Annotated in this window: 12 protein-coding genes; 7 read left to right on the top strand and 5 right to left on the bottom strand. The window is 68.4% G+C overall.

Annotated features, from left to right (window positions below; all coding sequences use genetic code 11):
• Window positions 1–53: 53 nt before the first annotated feature.
• Complete coding sequence (locus P3H15_RS11050; RefSeq protein WP_276137267.1) at window positions 54–992, top strand: LysR family transcriptional regulator; 939 nt, start codon at window positions 54–56, stop codon at window positions 990–992.
• Here the strand turns inward: P3H15_RS11050 and P3H15_RS11045 are convergent.
• From P3H15_RS11045 to P3H15_RS11025, 5 genes are all read right to left on the bottom strand, one after another.
• The gene (locus P3H15_RS11045) at window positions 989–1,990 is read right to left on the bottom strand and encodes a sugar phosphate isomerase/epimerase (protein WP_276137266.1); all 1,002 of its coding nucleotides are present in this window, start codon (window positions 1,988–1,990) and stop codon (window positions 989–991) included. The genes P3H15_RS11050 and P3H15_RS11045 overlap by 4 nt on opposite strands.
• Before the next feature lie 49 nt (window positions 1,991–2,039).
• On the bottom strand, window positions 2,040–3,218 hold the full coding sequence (locus tag P3H15_RS11040) for a Gfo/Idh/MocA family protein (protein WP_219457066.1): 1,179 nt from the start codon (window positions 3,216–3,218) through the stop codon (window positions 2,040–2,042).
• A gap of 229 nt (window positions 3,219–3,447) precedes the next feature.
• Window positions 3,448–4,515, bottom strand: coding sequence for a LacI family DNA-binding transcriptional regulator (locus P3H15_RS11035; RefSeq protein ID WP_276137265.1), 1,068 nt, complete (start codon window positions 4,513–4,515; stop codon window positions 3,448–3,450).
• 141 nt (window positions 4,516–4,656) lie between these two features.
• Complete coding sequence (locus P3H15_RS11030) at window positions 4,657–5,838, bottom strand: DUF2254 family protein (protein ID WP_276137264.1); 1,182 nt, start codon at window positions 5,836–5,838, stop codon at window positions 4,657–4,659.
• On the bottom strand, window positions 5,835–6,500 hold the full coding sequence (locus P3H15_RS11025; protein ID WP_276137263.1) for a hypothetical protein: 666 nt from the start codon (window positions 6,498–6,500) through the stop codon (window positions 5,835–5,837). The genes P3H15_RS11030 and P3H15_RS11025 overlap by 4 nt, the downstream gene beginning before the upstream one ends.
• A 215-nt stretch (window positions 6,501–6,715) precedes the next feature.
• On the opposite strand from P3H15_RS11025, the gene P3H15_RS11020 reads away from it, so the two are divergent.
• The 6 genes from P3H15_RS11020 to P3H15_RS10995 all read left to right on the top strand — a co-directional run bounded on the left by P3H15_RS11020 (window position 6,716) and on the right by P3H15_RS10995 (window position 15,380).
• A complete protein-coding gene (locus tag P3H15_RS11020; RefSeq protein ID WP_276137262.1) occupies window positions 6,716–9,070 on the top strand; it encodes an arylsulfatase in 2,355 nt (784 codons plus the stop codon).
• A 131-nt stretch (window positions 9,071–9,201) separates the two neighbouring features.
• Complete coding sequence (locus P3H15_RS11015; RefSeq protein WP_276137261.1) at window positions 9,202–11,106, top strand: GAF domain-containing protein; 1,905 nt, start codon at window positions 9,202–9,204, stop codon at window positions 11,104–11,106.
• 147 nt (window positions 11,107–11,253) lie between these two features.
• Window positions 11,254–12,528, top strand: a complete 1,275-nt coding sequence (locus tag P3H15_RS11010; protein ID WP_276137260.1) for a hydroxymethylglutaryl-CoA reductase, degradative — start codon at window positions 11,254–11,256, stop codon at window positions 12,526–12,528.
• A 1-nt stretch (window position 12,529) separates the two neighbouring features.
• Entirely contained in the window at window positions 12,530–13,498 is a 969-nt protein-coding gene (locus P3H15_RS11005) for a hydroxymethylglutaryl-CoA lyase (protein ID WP_276137259.1), read from the top strand.
• A 32-nt stretch (window positions 13,499–13,530) separates the two neighbouring features.
• Complete coding sequence (locus tag P3H15_RS11000; RefSeq protein ID WP_276137258.1) at window positions 13,531–14,004, top strand: hypothetical protein; 474 nt, start codon at window positions 13,531–13,533, stop codon at window positions 14,002–14,004.
• Window positions 14,001–15,380 (top strand): tripartite tricarboxylate transporter permease, encoded by a 1,380-nt coding sequence (locus P3H15_RS10995; protein WP_276137257.1) that lies wholly within the window; start codon window positions 14,001–14,003, stop codon window positions 15,378–15,380. Before P3H15_RS11000 ends, P3H15_RS10995 begins: the two co-directional genes overlap by 4 nt.
• The last annotated feature ends 5 nt before the right edge of the window (window positions 15,381–15,385 follow it).

Below are 15,385 nucleotides of genomic sequence, written 5' to 3'. Positions count from 1 at the left end.
CGTCCACGTGACTTTCATGGACAAACCGTTCGGATATCACGAACAATCCGAGGGTGGACACGCGACGCCTGCATCTCCTGCTCGAGCTCTCCCGCCTCGGCTCGATGCGTGAGGTCGCCGAGACACACCGGCTGACCACCTCGACCGTCTCCCAGCAGATCGCCGCGCTGGCGAAGGAGACGGGTGCGCAGCTCGTCGAACCGATCGGCCGCCGGGTGCGGCTCACGCCGGCCGGTCGCCGGCTCGCCGATCACGCCGTCACCATTCTGGCGGCCGTCGACGCCGCCCGGCTCGACCTCGACCCCCACGCCGAACCGGTCGGCACCCTGCGCGTCGGGGGTTTCGCGACGGGCATCCGGGTGTCGCTGCTCCCCGTCGTCGCCGAACTGGCGCACACCCACGCGCAGGTGGACGTGGTGATCAGCGAATACGAGCCGGTCGAGGCGTTCGCACTGCTCGCCGACGACGAACTCGATCTCGCCCTGACCTACGACTACAACCTGGCGCCCGCGTCGCCCGGCGCGGCGCTCGAGGCCGTCCCGCTGTGGTCGACGGCCTGGGGACTCGGCGTCCCCACAGCCGACGCGGTCGAACCCGCCGACGCCGCAGTCGAACCCGCCGACGTCGCGGCGTATGCCGGTTCGCCGTGGATCGTGAATTCCCGCAACACCGCCGACGAGGACGCCGTCCGCACGCTGGCCTCGCTCGCGGGGTTCACCCCGCGGATCGCCCACCAGATCGACAGCCTCGACCTCGTCGAGGACCTCATCACCGCCGGCTACGGCGTGGGCCTGCTGCCCGCCGACCGTCCCACCCGCGAAGAGGTCACCGTCCTGCCGCTCGGCAACCCGAAGGTGGTGCTGACGGCGTACGCCGTGACCCGCCGCGGCAGGTCCACCTGGCCGCCGCTGCGGTTGGTCCTCGACCGGCTGGCCGCGCAGCGGACAAACTCCCCACCCGCGCGGACGCGGGCGGGGAGTCGGCGGTCCTAGCGTGATGCAACGGCGGACGCGGCGTCCTTCAACGTGCGGGCAGCGACCTGCAACCCTTCGAGCTGTCCGAGTTCGACATCCTCGTGCTCGATGTTGACGGCCATGTCGGGGTCGACGCGCTGCAGCGCCGCGAGGAACCGCGACCAGAAGTCGACATCGTGTCCGCGGCCGACGGCGACGAAGTCCCATGCCGAGTCCTCGGGCCACTTGTTGACCACGTGCTTGCCGCCGAGCCCGGTGGGGTTCTGGTCGGCGGGAATCCGGGTGAACCGGTCGTCGAGGACGCCGTAGATCTTGCAGTTCTCGTTGATCCGGGTGTCCTTCGCCGCCGCATGGAAGACGAGGTCACCGAGCCAGTCGACGGCCGCGACCGGGTCGATGCCCTGCCAGAACAGGTGCGACGGGTCCATCTCGGCACCGACGTTCGTCGCACCGGTCTTCTCGACCAGACGCTTCAGCGTCGGCGGGTTGAACACCAGGTTCTGCGGGTGCATCTCGATCGCGACCTTGACCCCGTTCTCACGGGCGAGCGCGTCGATCTCCTTCCAGAACGGCACGGCGACCTGATCCCACTGGTAGTCGAGGGAGTCGAGATAGCCGCTGTCCCAGGTGTTCACGTGCCATGCCGGCCACTGGCCGCCCGCATGCGCGGCGGGCAGCCCGGACATGGTGACCACCCGGTCGACACCGAGCAGGCCGGCGACGCGGATGGCGTTGCGCAGGTCCTCGGCGTCCTCGACGCCGACCTCGGGGTCGGCGTGCAGGGGGTTGCCGTTGCAGTTCAGGCCGGCGATGGCGACGCCGGTCTCGTCGAACACCTTCAGGTACTCCTGCGGCGACACCTCGCCCGAGAGGAGTTCCTTGACGGGCAGGTGCGGGGTGGGCAGGAATCCGCCCGCGTTGATCTCCGCGCCGTCGAGTCCGAGGGACGCGATGGTCTCCAGGGCCTCGCGCAGGCTGCGGTCGTGCAGGATGGCGGTGTAGACACCGAGCTTCATGAGTGGTCCTTGGTGGTGAGAAGAGTGTGGGTCGGGCGAGGGGGCCGGGTCAGCCGATCTTGACCGCTGCCCCGTGGGAGCGGGCGGACTCGGCGACGGCGGTGACGATCTGCATGCCGCGCAGGGCGTGGGCGAACGTCGGCAGCGGTCCCAGGTTGTCGATGCCGGCGATCTGGTCGAGGAAGGCGCGGGCCTGGTAGGCGAAGAACTCGGCCTTGCCGTGTCCGACACCGCCCGCGTCCATCGGCAGGCCACCCTGGATGTACGGGTGCTGCGGCCCGACGATCACCCGTCGCTGACCGTTGACGGTGGGGTCGATGCCCTCGCTGGACACCGAGAATTCCGCGGCGCGAGCCAGATCGAAGGCGGCGGAGCCGGACGTCCCGAACAACTCGAATCCGAGCCCGTCCGGAAGCTGGTGCGCGACACGGGAAGCGGAGAACGTGCCGACCGCGCCGTTCTGGAAGCGCGCGGTGAACGTCGCGAGGTCCTCGTTCTCGACGGGCGCCATCTCCCCGGTGGTCTCGGCCTTGGTGTGGCCGTAGGTGACTCCGGCAGGCACGGGACGCTCGGTGATCACCGTGGTGAAGGTCGCGCCGCTGATCTCGACGATGGGACCGCACACGAACTCGGCCATGTCGAGCAGGTGGCTGCCGACGTCCGCGAGCGCGCCGGTGCCGGGACCGCCGCGGTGCCGCCAGGTGATCGGCGACGCCGGGTCGAGGCCGTAGTCGCACCAGTAGTGCCCGTTGAAGTGGATGATCTCGCCGAGACGCCCGGTCGCGAGTTCGTCCCGGATCGCCTGGATCGCCGGTGAGCGGCGGTAGGTGTATCCGACGGTGGCGATCGTGTCGGCGTCCGCCGCCGCGGCGACCATCGACTCGGCGTCCGCAATCGACCCGGCCAGCGGCTTCTCGCAGAGCACGTGCTTCCCGGCGGCGAGGAGTCCTTCGACGATCTCCCGGTGCAGCTGGTTGGCGACGACGACGCTCACCGCGTCGATGTCCGGGGATTCGGCGATCGCCTGCCAGCTGTACTCGGCCCGCTCGTAGCCGTACCGCTTCGCGGTGTCGTCGGCGACGGCCTCGTTGGTGTCGGCGATCGCGACGAGACGCACGTCCGGCCGGTCGGTCCCGAACAGGGTCGACGCCATGCGATATCCGGCGGCGTGCGCTCGTCCGGCCATGCCGCCGCCGATGACGGCGACACCGATCGAGTTGGAGGTCATGAGTGAAGCCTTTCGAGAGGGTGAAGAAACCGGCGAGAGTCCTGTTCAACTAGTTCGGTCTATTTGACCGGTCTAGTACGACTACTATGAGCTGAATCACGCCACGGTGTCAAGCCCGGTGCCGAGTGACATGCACCTACGCGTCGGAGCAGACAGAAACACCCGCCGGGCGGCCTGCAGCCTCGGCGGGTGGGATTATGAAAATTATTGCGTCAGTGCACGTTCCCGATCAGGACACGTCGGACCGGGATCCTTCCAGCGGCGCGGGCGCCGGTCCGGTGGTCCGGCGCGTGACGAGCCGGGGCCGGAGAACGGTCGCGATCGATTCGGTCCTGCCGCGGTCCAGCCGCTCGATGACCGCGTCGACCGCTGTGGCGGCCTGCTCCCGCGGTTGCTGATTGACCGACGTCAGATCGATGTGCGCGAGCTGAGCCAGGAAGCTGTCGTCGTATCCGGCGACGGAGACGTCCTCGGGGATTCTCACGCCCCGGCTCCGCAGTTCGCTGATCAGCCCGATGGCACTGCGGTCGTTCGCCGCGATCACCGCGGTGGGCAGCTGGGACCGCTCGAGCAGAGTGTGCGCCGCGACCGTCCCGGCGTTGTCGGTGAAATCGCCCTCGACGACGTCGACGTCGAGGCCGTGGCGGCGCATGGCGCGGCTGTAGCCCGATCTCCGGTCGGCCGCAATCGTGCCCGCACCGCCACTGAGGTGCGTGATCTGCCGATGACCCAGTTCCACGAGATGGTCGACGACGGTGCCGATGCCCTTGCCGTCCGCAGTGCGCACGACGTCCACCGAGCTGTCACCGACGCGTCGACCGACCACGACCACCGGCAGCCGCTCCCCCAGCGCGTCGAGGACGTCGGTGTCGAGTTCGGTGCCGAGCAGGATCAGCGCCTCGCAGCGGAAATCGAGCAGCGTGTCGACCACCTTCTGTTCGGCGTGGGTGGGAGTGAGCGCACCCAGCACCACCTCGTACCCGTTCTCGTCGGCGGCGGCGACGAGGTACTCGACCATCTCGGCGTGGAAGCTGTTGCGGATGTCGGCCATCACGCCGACGAGGTGGGTGCGTCGAAGCGACATCAGTGCGGCGGTCCGGTTCGGCCGGTAGCCGAGCTCGTCCGCGACCTCGAGGACGCGTTTCCGCGTCTCGGCACTCGGTCCGGCGACGCGCCGAAACACCATGGAGACCAATGCCTTCGACACACCCACTCGATCGGCGATGTCCTGCATCGTGACGGCCTGCCGTGGCATCTGAACGGAACCGGCGCTCCGGGAATCGTCGTCGCTTCGCATGTGCGGACCCTTTCGCTCGCCGGGCACGAGGCACACCCAGGGTATCCGACACGGACCGAAGTACTAGACCGGGCTACCTCCCCGAACGGTCCGGGCGCCACGACGAGAAGCATCGCGCCGGGCGCGGGATCGTCGGCCCGTTCACGCGGGAGGGGGAAGGAGTGCGGCGAGGTGTTCGTTCACCCGGGTCAGCCGCTGGGTGAGGACGTCGCGATGGTCCGGGTGGGCCCGGTTCCGCACGCGTTCGAGCAGTGTCTGGATGCGGATGAGGACACTGGGTGTGGTCGCCGCCGCGGGGATGAGGTCGTCGAGGGTGGTCCGGACGAAGTCGTCCCAGCCCGGTCGTGCGATCACCAGGCGCAGAGCATTGTTGCGGTCGGTGACGCGCCGGGATTCGATCGGTGCCGCGGCGGCCCGGGCAAGCAGGTCCTCGAGGTAGTCGAGGGCCTGGACCGCCGTCGCCGGGTCGTTGGGCCGCAGCGCGCGTAGCGCGATGTCGGTCAGGAGTCTGAAGGCCAACAGCGGGTCTTGTTCGAATGTCCGCTCGCTGCCGACGACCAGCCCGCCGAGGACGATCGACGGTGCCAGTTCCCCGTGGATGTCGGCGACCGGGGTGCCGCACTGCAGGGTGGTGCCTGGGGCCGCGCGCAGGACGATGACGGCGTTCGCGGTCTGGGCGGCGCCGACGAGGCGGTCGACCAGAATTCTTTGCAGCACGGCAGGTGATGTCGGCCAGGTGACCGTGGTGCGAGGCTCGGGCAGCGGGGCTGCGGATGGCACGACGGTGCTCGCGGTTGTGGGGCTTGCGGCGTCGAGGATGTCGCGGCCGCGGGCAGCGATGGAGTTCAGGACGGGCGAGAGTTGGATGGAGGTTGCCGCTGTCACCTGGAGGGTCCGCAGTAGCACGGCCATCATGGCCAGCAAGACGATGGCCATGATCAGGACGGCCATCGAGACCCGGGCGCGGGGGCCGGTGGCGAAGGCCGCGGAGATGCAGAAGACGGCCACGCCGAGGGCGAACGCGAAGGTCTGCCGCAGAATCGGGGTGTCACGGAATTGGGTCAGGCGCGGGCTGTAGTTCGAGGCCACCCACCGCACGACCAGGATCCCCAGTGAGTAGATGACGGCGACCAGGCCGAGCACACCGAGTCCGATGGTGGTCAGGACGCCGATCACCTGCTGAGCCGGCAGTTCGGGTCCGCGCCGGATCCTCGGAACGGTCAGCCCCAGGCCCAGCCCGACGAGGATGTACAGCACCATGGTGAGTTCGGCGTACAGGATGCGACGACGACGGTAGGCATCACCGGCGGGCGCTGTGCTCATGGTCCTCCCTCCCGCGGCCGGACCGATTGTCGGTGATCGGTGGCGAGGATGTACACGCTGACTGCCAGCACCCACGCCGGGAAGACCAGCGCCACCCAGAGGCTGAAGCTGACGACCACCAGCAGCACCACCGCGAGCAGGTACGTGGCGATCACCAACAGCCCGGGCATCAGCCGGGTCCGCCACCACATCGTGGCCAGGGAGATCATGAACACGGCGGCCATCCGCACGGCGTAGACGTTGGTGACGTGCAACATCACCTCCCGCCCGAAGTACACGATGTCGTTCTCCGGGACATTCGCGTTCCGGGAGACGGCGAGCAGTGCGCCCGCGAGCGCCATCGACACGAACGTCGTGGCGAGAAACAGCAACCCACTGCCCAGGAACACAGTCGAGAAGAAGCGGTCCTCGAGGTCCCCGAACCGGTCACGAAGGACCCCGACGAACCACAGGAACGCGATGCCCGCGAACGGGGCGAGGAACAGGGCAATGGTGATCTGCGATCCACCGCGCACCCAGGGCGCACTCGCGGTGGCCGGCATCGCCGTGACCAGCAGGACAACGCAGGTGGCGAAGAGCACACCGAAGACGATGCCCGCGATCGCCGCGGAACGCGGCGTCCGAAGCTGGCGGTACCGGGCCCCGCCGCGCGGATCGGCCATGGGATCAATCATCGCCGAAATCGGGTGTGGGAACCAGCAGGCAACGGACCCCGTCGCGGCCGCGCGCGGCGCTCCTGCACCGCGGATGAACAAACCCCGCGAGGCTTGCGCGTGCCGGGGGTAGACGCCCCGCCACCGCACCGACAACGATGAAAATGTGGGGTTCCCGCATGCCGAGAAGTGCGCAGCGGGCCGTCGACCGGAGGAGCGACGCCATGGCCACGAACCGTAAGGGCAAGATCGCCGTCGATATTCGAGATTCGGTTGCGGACTGGTCACCGTACCTGCCGCAGGCGGCCCCCGAGGGCGCCCCGAACGTGCTGATCATCGCGTGGGACGACGTCGGCTACGGCAGCATGGACGTCTTCGGCGGTCCCATCGAGACCCCCACCATGCGGCGCATCGCCGACTCGGGTGTGCGGTACTCGAACTTCCACACCACGGCGCTGTGTTCGCCCACCCGCGCCTCGCTGCTGACCGGCCGCAACGCCACCTCCAACGGAATGGCGACGGTCGCCGAACTCAGCTCCGGGTTCCCCGGCATCTCGACGCACATCCCCTTCGAGAACGGATTCATCTCCGAGGTACTGGCCGAACGCGGCTGGAACACCTACTGCGTCGGCAAGTGGCACCTGACCCCGAGCGAGGAATGCAACCTGTCGGCGGTCAAGAGCCGGTGGCCGCTCGGTCGCGGGTTCGAGCGCTTCTACGGCTTCCTCGGCGGCGAGTCGAACAGCTGGTACCCGGACCTCGTCTACGACAACCACCCGATCGAGGCCCCCGGAACCCCCGAGGACGGCTATCACCTGTCGAAGGACCTGTCCGACAAGGCGATCGAGTTCATCCGCGACGCCAAAGCCGTCGACCCCGACAAACCGTTCTTCATGTACCTGGCCCCGCAGGCCGGGCATGCCCCACACCACGTCCCCCCGGAATGGGCCGACAGATACAAGGGCACGTTCGACCAGGGCTACGAGGCCATCCGCGGCGAAATCCTGGCCCGGCAGAAGGAACTGGGCCTGTTGCCGAGGGGTACCGAGCTGTCGCCGATCAATCCGCACGGGGAGCCGAACACCACCGGCCCGGACGGTCAGCTCTGGCCGATCCTCGACACCGTCCGCCCGTGGGACTCGCTCACCGCCGACGAGCAGCGCCTGTTCATCCGGATGGCCGAGGTATTCGCCGGATTCATCTCCTATGCGGACGATCAGCTCGGCCGGGTGATCGACTTCCTCACCGAATCAGGGCAACTCGACAACACCCTGCTCATCGTGATCTCCGACAACGGCGCCAGCGGCGAGGGCGGACCGAACGGTTCCTTCAACGAATGGCGGTTCTTCAACGGCGTCGCCGACACCACCGAGGTGACACTGCCGCACCTCGACGAACTCGGCGGCCCGGCCTCGTACAACCACTACAACACCGGATGGGCCTGGGCGTTCGACACCCCGTTCCCGTACTGGAAGAGGTGGGCCGGATACGAGGGCGGCATCGCCGACATGTGCATGGTGTCCTGGCCGGCCAGGCTGCAACCCCGCACCGAACCGCTGCACCAGTACATTCACGCGGTCGACGTCGTGCCCACCATCTACGAGCTCCTCGACATCGAACCGCCCGCGGTGCTCAAGGGCTACACCCAGAGCCCGATCGAGGGCGAGAGCTTCGCTGCGACGTTGACCGACCCCGAGACGCCGGGGAAACAGACCCAGTTCTACGCCATGCTCGGGCAACGTTCCCTGTACCACGAGGGATGGCTCGCGTGTTCGCTGCACCCGCCGATCTCCGGGTGGGGCAACTTCGGGCACGACGTCTGGGAGCTCTACCACCTCGAAGAGGACCGAGCCCAACTCCACAACCTCGCCGACACCGAACCGCAACGCCTCGCGGAGATGAAGGAACTCTGGTTCTACTACGCCGGCATCTTCAACGGCCTCCCGCTCGACGACCGCAACGCCCTCGAACAGGTCCTCGCCGACCGCCCCCACCCCGGCAAACCCCGCGACCGCTACGTCTACTACCCGAACTGCGCGGACGTCCCCGAAAGCGCCGGTGCCCCGATCACCGGCCGCTCGTACACCATCGCGGCCGGAGTCCACGTGGACACTTCCGACGCCGAGGGCGTCCTCTTCGCCCACGGCGGCGTGGCCGGCGGGCACAGCATGTACGTCAAAGACCACCGACTCCACTACACGTTCAACTGGCTCGGCACCCGAATCGAAGACGTGGCCGCCGACCGCGACCTCACCCCCGGCGGGCACGTGTGCACCGCCGAATTCACCGTGAAAGGCAAGAACGAGGACCCGGCCATGCCCGGATTCACCGGCACCCTCGACCTCTACCTCGACGACCAGCAGGTCGCCAGCAGCGACATCGTCACCCAGCCCGGAGTGTTCTGCCTCGTCGGAGACGGAATCTGCGTCGGACGCGACAGCGCCTCCCCGGTCACCGCCGACTACACCGCACCGTTCCCGTTCACCGGCGGCACCATCGACAAGGTTGTCGTCGACGTCTCCGGGCAACACTACGTAGACCACGAGGCACAGGTGAGGGGCTGGTTCATGATCGACTAGCGCCGCTCACCGGAGCAGCCGGACCACCCTCGATTTTCCGTCCGCGGCATCTGCCCGTCGTGCCGGGATTCGGGCGGGGCGCTGATCTCGATCAGTAGGGACTTCTCCGCCGGTCAGGGCAGAGTGTGGGCATGGATTCACGGGAGAGCGGCGACGCGCTGGGGATACTCGCCGACACGATGGTCGGCGAACTGACCGTGGACTCGGCCGCGGTCCGTGAGGCGCTCGACCGGATTGCTGCCGGTCCGGCCGGGAGGGCGGCGTTCGCGGAGAAGGTGCGCAGGCACCAGGCCGAGCTGACCCGTTTGCGGCGACGGGAACGCGAACTCGGGGTGTTGTTCTCGAGTGCCCGCGAACTCGCCGAACTCCGTGACATCGACGCCCTCCTCGGACGGCTGGTGAGCCGCGCCCACGAGATGATGGGCACCGACGTCACCTACCTGTCCGAGTTCGATCCGGCGACCCGGGAGCTGAACGTCCGCAAGACCGCCGGCTCGGTGACACCGCAGTTCCAGCACCTCCGCGTTCCCCCAGGAATGGGCCTGGCCAGCCAGATCGCCGATTCTCGTGCCGCACAATGGGTTCTGCGTTATCAGGACTACGCGGAGGGGCCGCACGAGGAACTCATCGACGACGCGGTCGCTGCGGAAGGGATCGTGTCGATTCTCGGGGTACCGATGTTGTCGGACGGTCAAGTGCTCGGCGTGCTGTTCGCCGCCACCCGCCAGGAGTACGCCTTCACGCCGGACGAGATCGCCGTGCTGTCCGCGCTCGCCGATCACGCGTCGGTGGTGCTGCAGACCGCCAGCACCCTCGAGCAGGTGCGCAGGTCCGAGGACGAGGCACGCACTGCACTCGACCGGCTGACCGAGTATCTGCAGGTCCGCGACCGGTCCACGGTCGTGCACCAGGAACTCATCGAGGCAGTGCTGGTCGGAGGCGGATTCGAGCAGGTGGCCGGCACCCTCTCCACCGCACTCGGCCGCACGGTCACGATCGTCGACCGAGATCTGCACGCCGTCGCCTCCCACCCGACGTCTGCCGACCCACTGTCCATTCAGCTGTCGCAGGTGGTGCGGGATGCCATTGCGTCGAGCCGCACCACCGGCCACTGCGTTCGCGTCGACGACCCCGGGACGCCGATCGCGGCCGCTGTCATCGCGGGTGAGTTGTATTTCGGCGCGGTACTGGTCGGGTCCGGGGACCTCGAACTCGGACCGGTCGACGAGCGCACCATCGAACGCGCCGCGCAGGTCGGCGCACTGCTGGTGCTGCAGCAGAACGCGATGGCCGACGCAGACCTGCGGGCCCGCGTCGAGTTGGTCGCGGACCTGCTCGACCCGGCACCGGAGCGGCGCCGCGATCTGGAACGTCGAGTGCGTGCCCAGCACGTCGCCCTCGCAGACCTCGAGACCGTGGTGCTGATCGCGGTCCCGGCCGAGGACCGCGCCACCGCGGCCCGTGACGCGACCGCATTCGTCGGCCGCCACGGCCTCGTCGGGGAACACGCAGGCGTCGTCGTCGCCGTTCTCACCGCTACCGCCCCGCCCGAGTTCACCTCGGACCTGCGCAGCCACCTGCGCGAAACGTTGCACGGTCCGGTGCTGGCGATCACGACGCCTCGGGCGGGTTCGCCGGACGCGCTCCCCGCACGATTCGAGTCCGGGCTGCGCACCTCCCGACTACTCGCCGCGCTCGGCACCACCGACGCCGCGGTCAGCACCGACGCGTATCTGCCCTACGCGCTGCTGTTCGACACCGATGCGCGGACGTTGAACGCGTTCATCGACGAGACGATCGGGCCGGTGCGCGCCTACGACGACGGCAAGGGAACGGACCTCCTCGCCACGTTGCGTGCATTCGTCCGCAACGAGGCAAGCCCGACGAAGACGGCGCGGGCCCTCAACTACCACACCAACACGATTCTGCAGCGCCTCCACCGACTGGAGATGCTGCTGGGGCCCGAGTGGCGCGCCGACGAATACCTGTTCCGAATCTCGGCTGCGGTCCGCCTCGACGAACTCCGGGGGCAGTGACAGTCACACATTACCGAAGGAAATACATGTGCGATCGATACATGTCGAGGTCGGCGGAATGCCCCTACCGTGTGAACCGAAGCACAGAACAGGGTTGCCGTCGGGGCTCGCCACACGCCCCCGCCCGTGAGTACGTGGAGGAACACAGTGCCCGTCAACAGCCGCATCCCCGGTCTCAAGGATTTCAGCGCGCAGCAGCGCCGCACAGTGATCGCCGAGAGGACCGGCCTGTCCGAACTCGACGTCGCCGTCTTCGATCCCGGGCAGGGTCTCGGCATCGATCAAGCCGATCACATGATCGAGAACGTCGTCGGGGTCATGGCGATCCCGGTGGGTGTCGCCACCAATTTCACCGTCAACGGGCGCGACTACCTCGTCCCGATGGCTACCGAGGAGCCGTCCGTGGTGGCCGCCGCCAGCAACGCCGCCCGAATGGCGCGGGTGCACGGGGGCTTCCACACCTCCAGCACCGATCCGGTGATGCAGGCCCAGATCCAGATCCTCGACTGCCCCGACCCCGAGGCGTCCCGGCTGCGGGTGCTCGAGGCACGCACGGAGATCATGGAACTGGCCAATGCCCAGGATCCGATGCTGGTCCGATTCGGCGGCGGCGCCCGCGACCTCACCGTGCGACTCGTCCCGACGCGCACCGGCGTGCACGTGGTGGTCCACATCCAAGTCGACGTGCGAGATGCCATGGGCGCCAATGCCGTCAACACCATGGCCGAGGCGATCGCTCCCCGGCTCGCCGAAATCTCCGGCGGGCGTTCGTTGCTGCGGATCCTGACGAACAAGGCGGACCTCCGCATCACCCGGGCCCGGGCCGTGTTCGACAAGGACCTGCTCGGCGGCGAAGAGGTGGTCGACGACATCGTGCACGCCTCCGCGCTCGCCGAATCCGACCCCTATCGCGCCGCGACCCACAACAAGGGCATCATGAACGGCATCACCGCCGCCGTCCTGGCCACCGGCAACGACACCCGCGCGGTCGAGGCCGGTTGCCACTCGCATGCGGTCGCCACGGACGGCCGATACACGGCGCTCTCGCACTTCGAGAAGACCGCGGACGGCCACCTCTCCGGCACCCTCGAGGTGCCGATGGCCGTCGGACTGGTGGGTGGCGCCACCAAGGTGCACCCCGTCGCGCAGGCGGCGGTGAAGATGCTCGGCGTCTCCACCGCGTCGGAGTTGGCGGACGTGATCGTCGCGGTCGGGCTCGCGCAGAACCTGGGCGCCTGCCGGGCGCTGGCCGCCGAGGGCATCCAGCGCGGCCACATGAGTCTGCACGCCCGCACCATCGCCGCCTCGGCCGGCGCCACCGGCGACGAACTCGAACTCGTGGTCACGCGGCTCATCGACGATCAGCGAATCCGGGTCGAGCACGCGGAAAAAGTGCTCGCCGACCTTCGTTCCGGACACTGACGTGACCACCCCCGCAGATCTCGAACCCGTGTGGCGTCCGGCGCCCCACGCGTTCGCCGACCCGTCGCTACCCTCTGCGGTCCGCGTCTACGAGGTCGGACCGCGTGACGGGCTCCAGGCGGAGTCGGCGCTCGCCCCCACCGCGGTCAAGGCAGAGTTCTGCCGACGGCTCGTGTCCGCCGGGGTCCGATCCCTGGAGGTGACGAGTTTTGTTTCTCCGAAATGGATTCCGCAGCTCGCCGACGCCGAGTCGCTCATGGCCGAACTCGACCTTCCCGACGACGTCCGCCAGGTCCTGCTGGTCCCCAACGAGCGGGGGCTGGGTCGGGCACTTGCCGCGGGCGCCCGGGAGATCGCCGTTTTCGTCAGCGCCACCGAGACGTTCGCCCGGAAGAACCTGAACACCTCCGTCGCCGGCGCGCTCGACAACGCCCGGCCGGTGGTCGCGGGTGCGCGCGCCGAAGGAATCGGCACCCGTGGCTACATCTCGATGTGCTTCGGTGATCCGTGGGAGGGGCGGGTCGATCCCGGCCGTGTCGCCGACATCGCCGCGGAACTGGCGGGCATGGGATGCTCGTCGATCTCGCTCGGTGACACCATCGGCGTCGCCACCCCCGGCCACGTCCGCGCCGTGCTCGACGCCGTCGTGGCCGCCGGTGTGCCGGTCGATTCGATCGCCGGACACTTCCACGACACGTACGGTCAGGCGCTGTCCAACGTGCACGCCGCACTGATCGCGGGAGTCACCGAATTCGACACCGCGGCAGGAGGCCTCGGCAGATGCCCCTACGCGAAGGGCGCCACCGGGAATCTCGCCACCGAGGACCTGGTGTGGATGCTGCACGGCCTCGGCATCAGCACAGGCATCGACCTCGATACCCTGACCGACACCTCCCGCTGGATGTCCGGGCACATCGGCCGTCCCAGCCCGTCTCGGGTGGCGACGGCCCTGACCGCCGCACTCTCCTAGCGCACGCCACCTCTCACACGGAAGTACAGACGATGTCCATCGAAAGCCAGCCCGCCTCGCAGGCGCCCCCGCCCACCGACGATCAGACGTCTCGGCCTCGTTACCTCGAGGTGTGGGGCGACACGGTAGCCGGGCGAGATCTCGCCGTCTCCGTCGTCATCGGTATCGTCGTGAGCGTCTGCGCGCTCCTCGGCGCCACCGCGTTCTTCCACTCCTTCGTCACGGATTCGTCTCTGGCAGACGCGTATGCGCTTCTGGTCGGCATCGCCGCATGCCTGGTCGCGGGCGTCGTCAGCGGGAAGCTGTTCCGCCCCAAGCGGAACATCGCCGTCGACTCGTCCGAGGGCGACAAGGTCGGCGACGTGATCCGGGTGCTGCAGGAGGAACGTCAGGGGCTGGGGTCGGTCAGCGACCTGCCTGCCCAGACGGTCCAGGAATTGAAGGATCTCGACCTCTACGACCGGTTCGCCGAGGCGGAGACACACGGGACGGGCGGACGATCATGAGCGTGCTGTTCACCAACGACGTCCTCGTCGCGATCGCGCTCGGCGTCATCGGCGCCATCGTGTTCTCCCTGATCGGGCTCGTGTCCGGGACCGACGAGACGGCCACCATCGCCCCGCTGACACTGCTGGTCATCCTGCTCGGCGCCCCGCCCGCGGCGGTGTTCACGTTCTTCCTCGCCGGCGCCGTCGCCAAGCACATGACCCACGCGGTGCCCACCACGCTGCTCGGCATCCCCGGCGACACGATGGCCGTGCCGCTGATGCGTGAGGCGCGGCTGCTGCGCAGCCTCGGTGTGCCGCACATCGCCCTGCGCAAGGCGATCTCGGGTGCGATCATCTCCGCGTTCATCGCCGTCCCCGTGGCGGTGCTGTTCGCCACCCTGCTCGCCCCGGTGGCGGACACCGTCCAGTCGGTGGCGCCGTGGTTGTTCCTCGTCGCCGCCGTCGCGATCGCCTACACGTCGCCGGGCAAATGGTCCGGGGTGGCCGCGCTCGTGCCGTTCGTCGTCCTCGTCCTCGCGCTCAAGTCGCTGACGAAGAGCTACGACGTCTCCCTCAACATCAGCTACTTCCTCGGCATCGCGGTCGGTCCCCTCATCGCGGATCTGTTCCTCGTACTCGGTGCGTCGGGACGAAAGGACATGGCCCGCAAGGAACCGGCGACGGTGTGGCTCGCCCCGGAGATCAAGGGATGGACGGGGTATTTCCCGAACCCGTTCCGGATGCTCGACCGCAAGCAGACGGCACAGGTCGCCGCGACGGCGACCGTCTCCAGCGCCACGTTCGTCTTCAGCCCGGTCGCGATGACCGTGCTCATGGGCGAGGTCGTCGGATCCCGGGTCAAGCAGGGTTACCACCGGTTGACCTCGGTGATCGCTGCCCGCAACGGGACCACCGAATCGACGTACATCGCCGAAGCGCTCATTCCGCTCATCGCGTTCGGGCTGCCGCTCAGCCCGGTCGCGGCAGGACCGGCCGCTCCCCTGTTCAACGCGCCACCGGTCTTCACCACCGACGACGGCACCGGGCAGATCCGCAACCTGTCCACGGCACTGACCAACTGGGAGTTCCTGCTCTACGGTCTCGGTGCGGTCGTGATCGCCGCGATCATCGCGTACCCGTTCGCGATGAACTTCGCCCACCGCGCCGCCACCCTGGTCGTCCGGTACGTCAGCCACGAGGCGATCATCGCCACGTTCACCGGACTGGTCGTCGTCATCAGCGTGTGGGAGGGCGGCATCCTCGGACTCGCCGTCACCCTCACCGTCGGACTCGTCGGCGGTCTGCTGTCGCGGGCGTTCAAGATCCACGCCGGCGTCCTGTTCATGGGGTACTACGTGGCGGTCCTCAGCGTCCCCGCCATCCTCGCGCTCTGACCGCG

The sequence above is a fragment of the Rhodococcus sp. T2V genome (assembly GCF_029269925.1).
Taxonomy (GTDB): domain Bacteria; phylum Actinomycetota; class Actinomycetes; order Mycobacteriales; family Mycobacteriaceae; genus Rhodococcus_F; species Rhodococcus_F koreensis.
Note: the sequence above shows the minus strand (reverse complement) of the source record. Positions and strands in the feature narration are given on the sequence as shown.

Excerpts from the sequence above, each read along its gene's own strand:
- P3H15_RS11045 (WP_276137266.1), bottom strand. The coding sequence starts at position 1,990 with ATGAAGCTCGGTGTCTACACCGCCATCCTGCACGACCGCAGCCTGCGC.
- P3H15_RS11040 (WP_219457066.1), bottom strand. The coding sequence starts at position 3,218 with ATGACCTCCAACTCGATCGGTGTCGCCGTCATCGGCGGCGGCATGGCC.
- P3H15_RS11035 (WP_276137265.1), bottom strand. The coding sequence starts at position 4,515 with ATGCGAAGCGACGACGATTCCCGGAGCGCCGGTTCCGTTCAGATGCCA.
- P3H15_RS11030 (WP_276137264.1), bottom strand. The coding sequence starts at position 5,838 with ATGAGCACAGCGCCCGCCGGTGATGCCTACCGTCGTCGTCGCATCCTG.
- P3H15_RS11025 (WP_276137263.1), bottom strand. The coding sequence starts at position 6,500 with ATGGCCGATCCGCGCGGCGGGGCCCGGTACCGCCAGCTTCGGACGCCG.
- P3H15_RS11020 (WP_276137262.1), top strand. The coding sequence starts at position 6,716 with ATGGCCACGAACCGTAAGGGCAAGATCGCCGTCGATATTCGAGATTCG.
- P3H15_RS11015 (WP_276137261.1), top strand. The coding sequence starts at position 9,202 with ATGGATTCACGGGAGAGCGGCGACGCGCTGGGGATACTCGCCGACACG.
- P3H15_RS11000 (WP_276137258.1), top strand. The coding sequence starts at position 13,531 with ATGTCCATCGAAAGCCAGCCCGCCTCGCAGGCGCCCCCGCCCACCGAC.
- P3H15_RS10995 (WP_276137257.1), top strand. The coding sequence starts at position 14,001 with ATGAGCGTGCTGTTCACCAACGACGTCCTCGTCGCGATCGCGCTCGGC.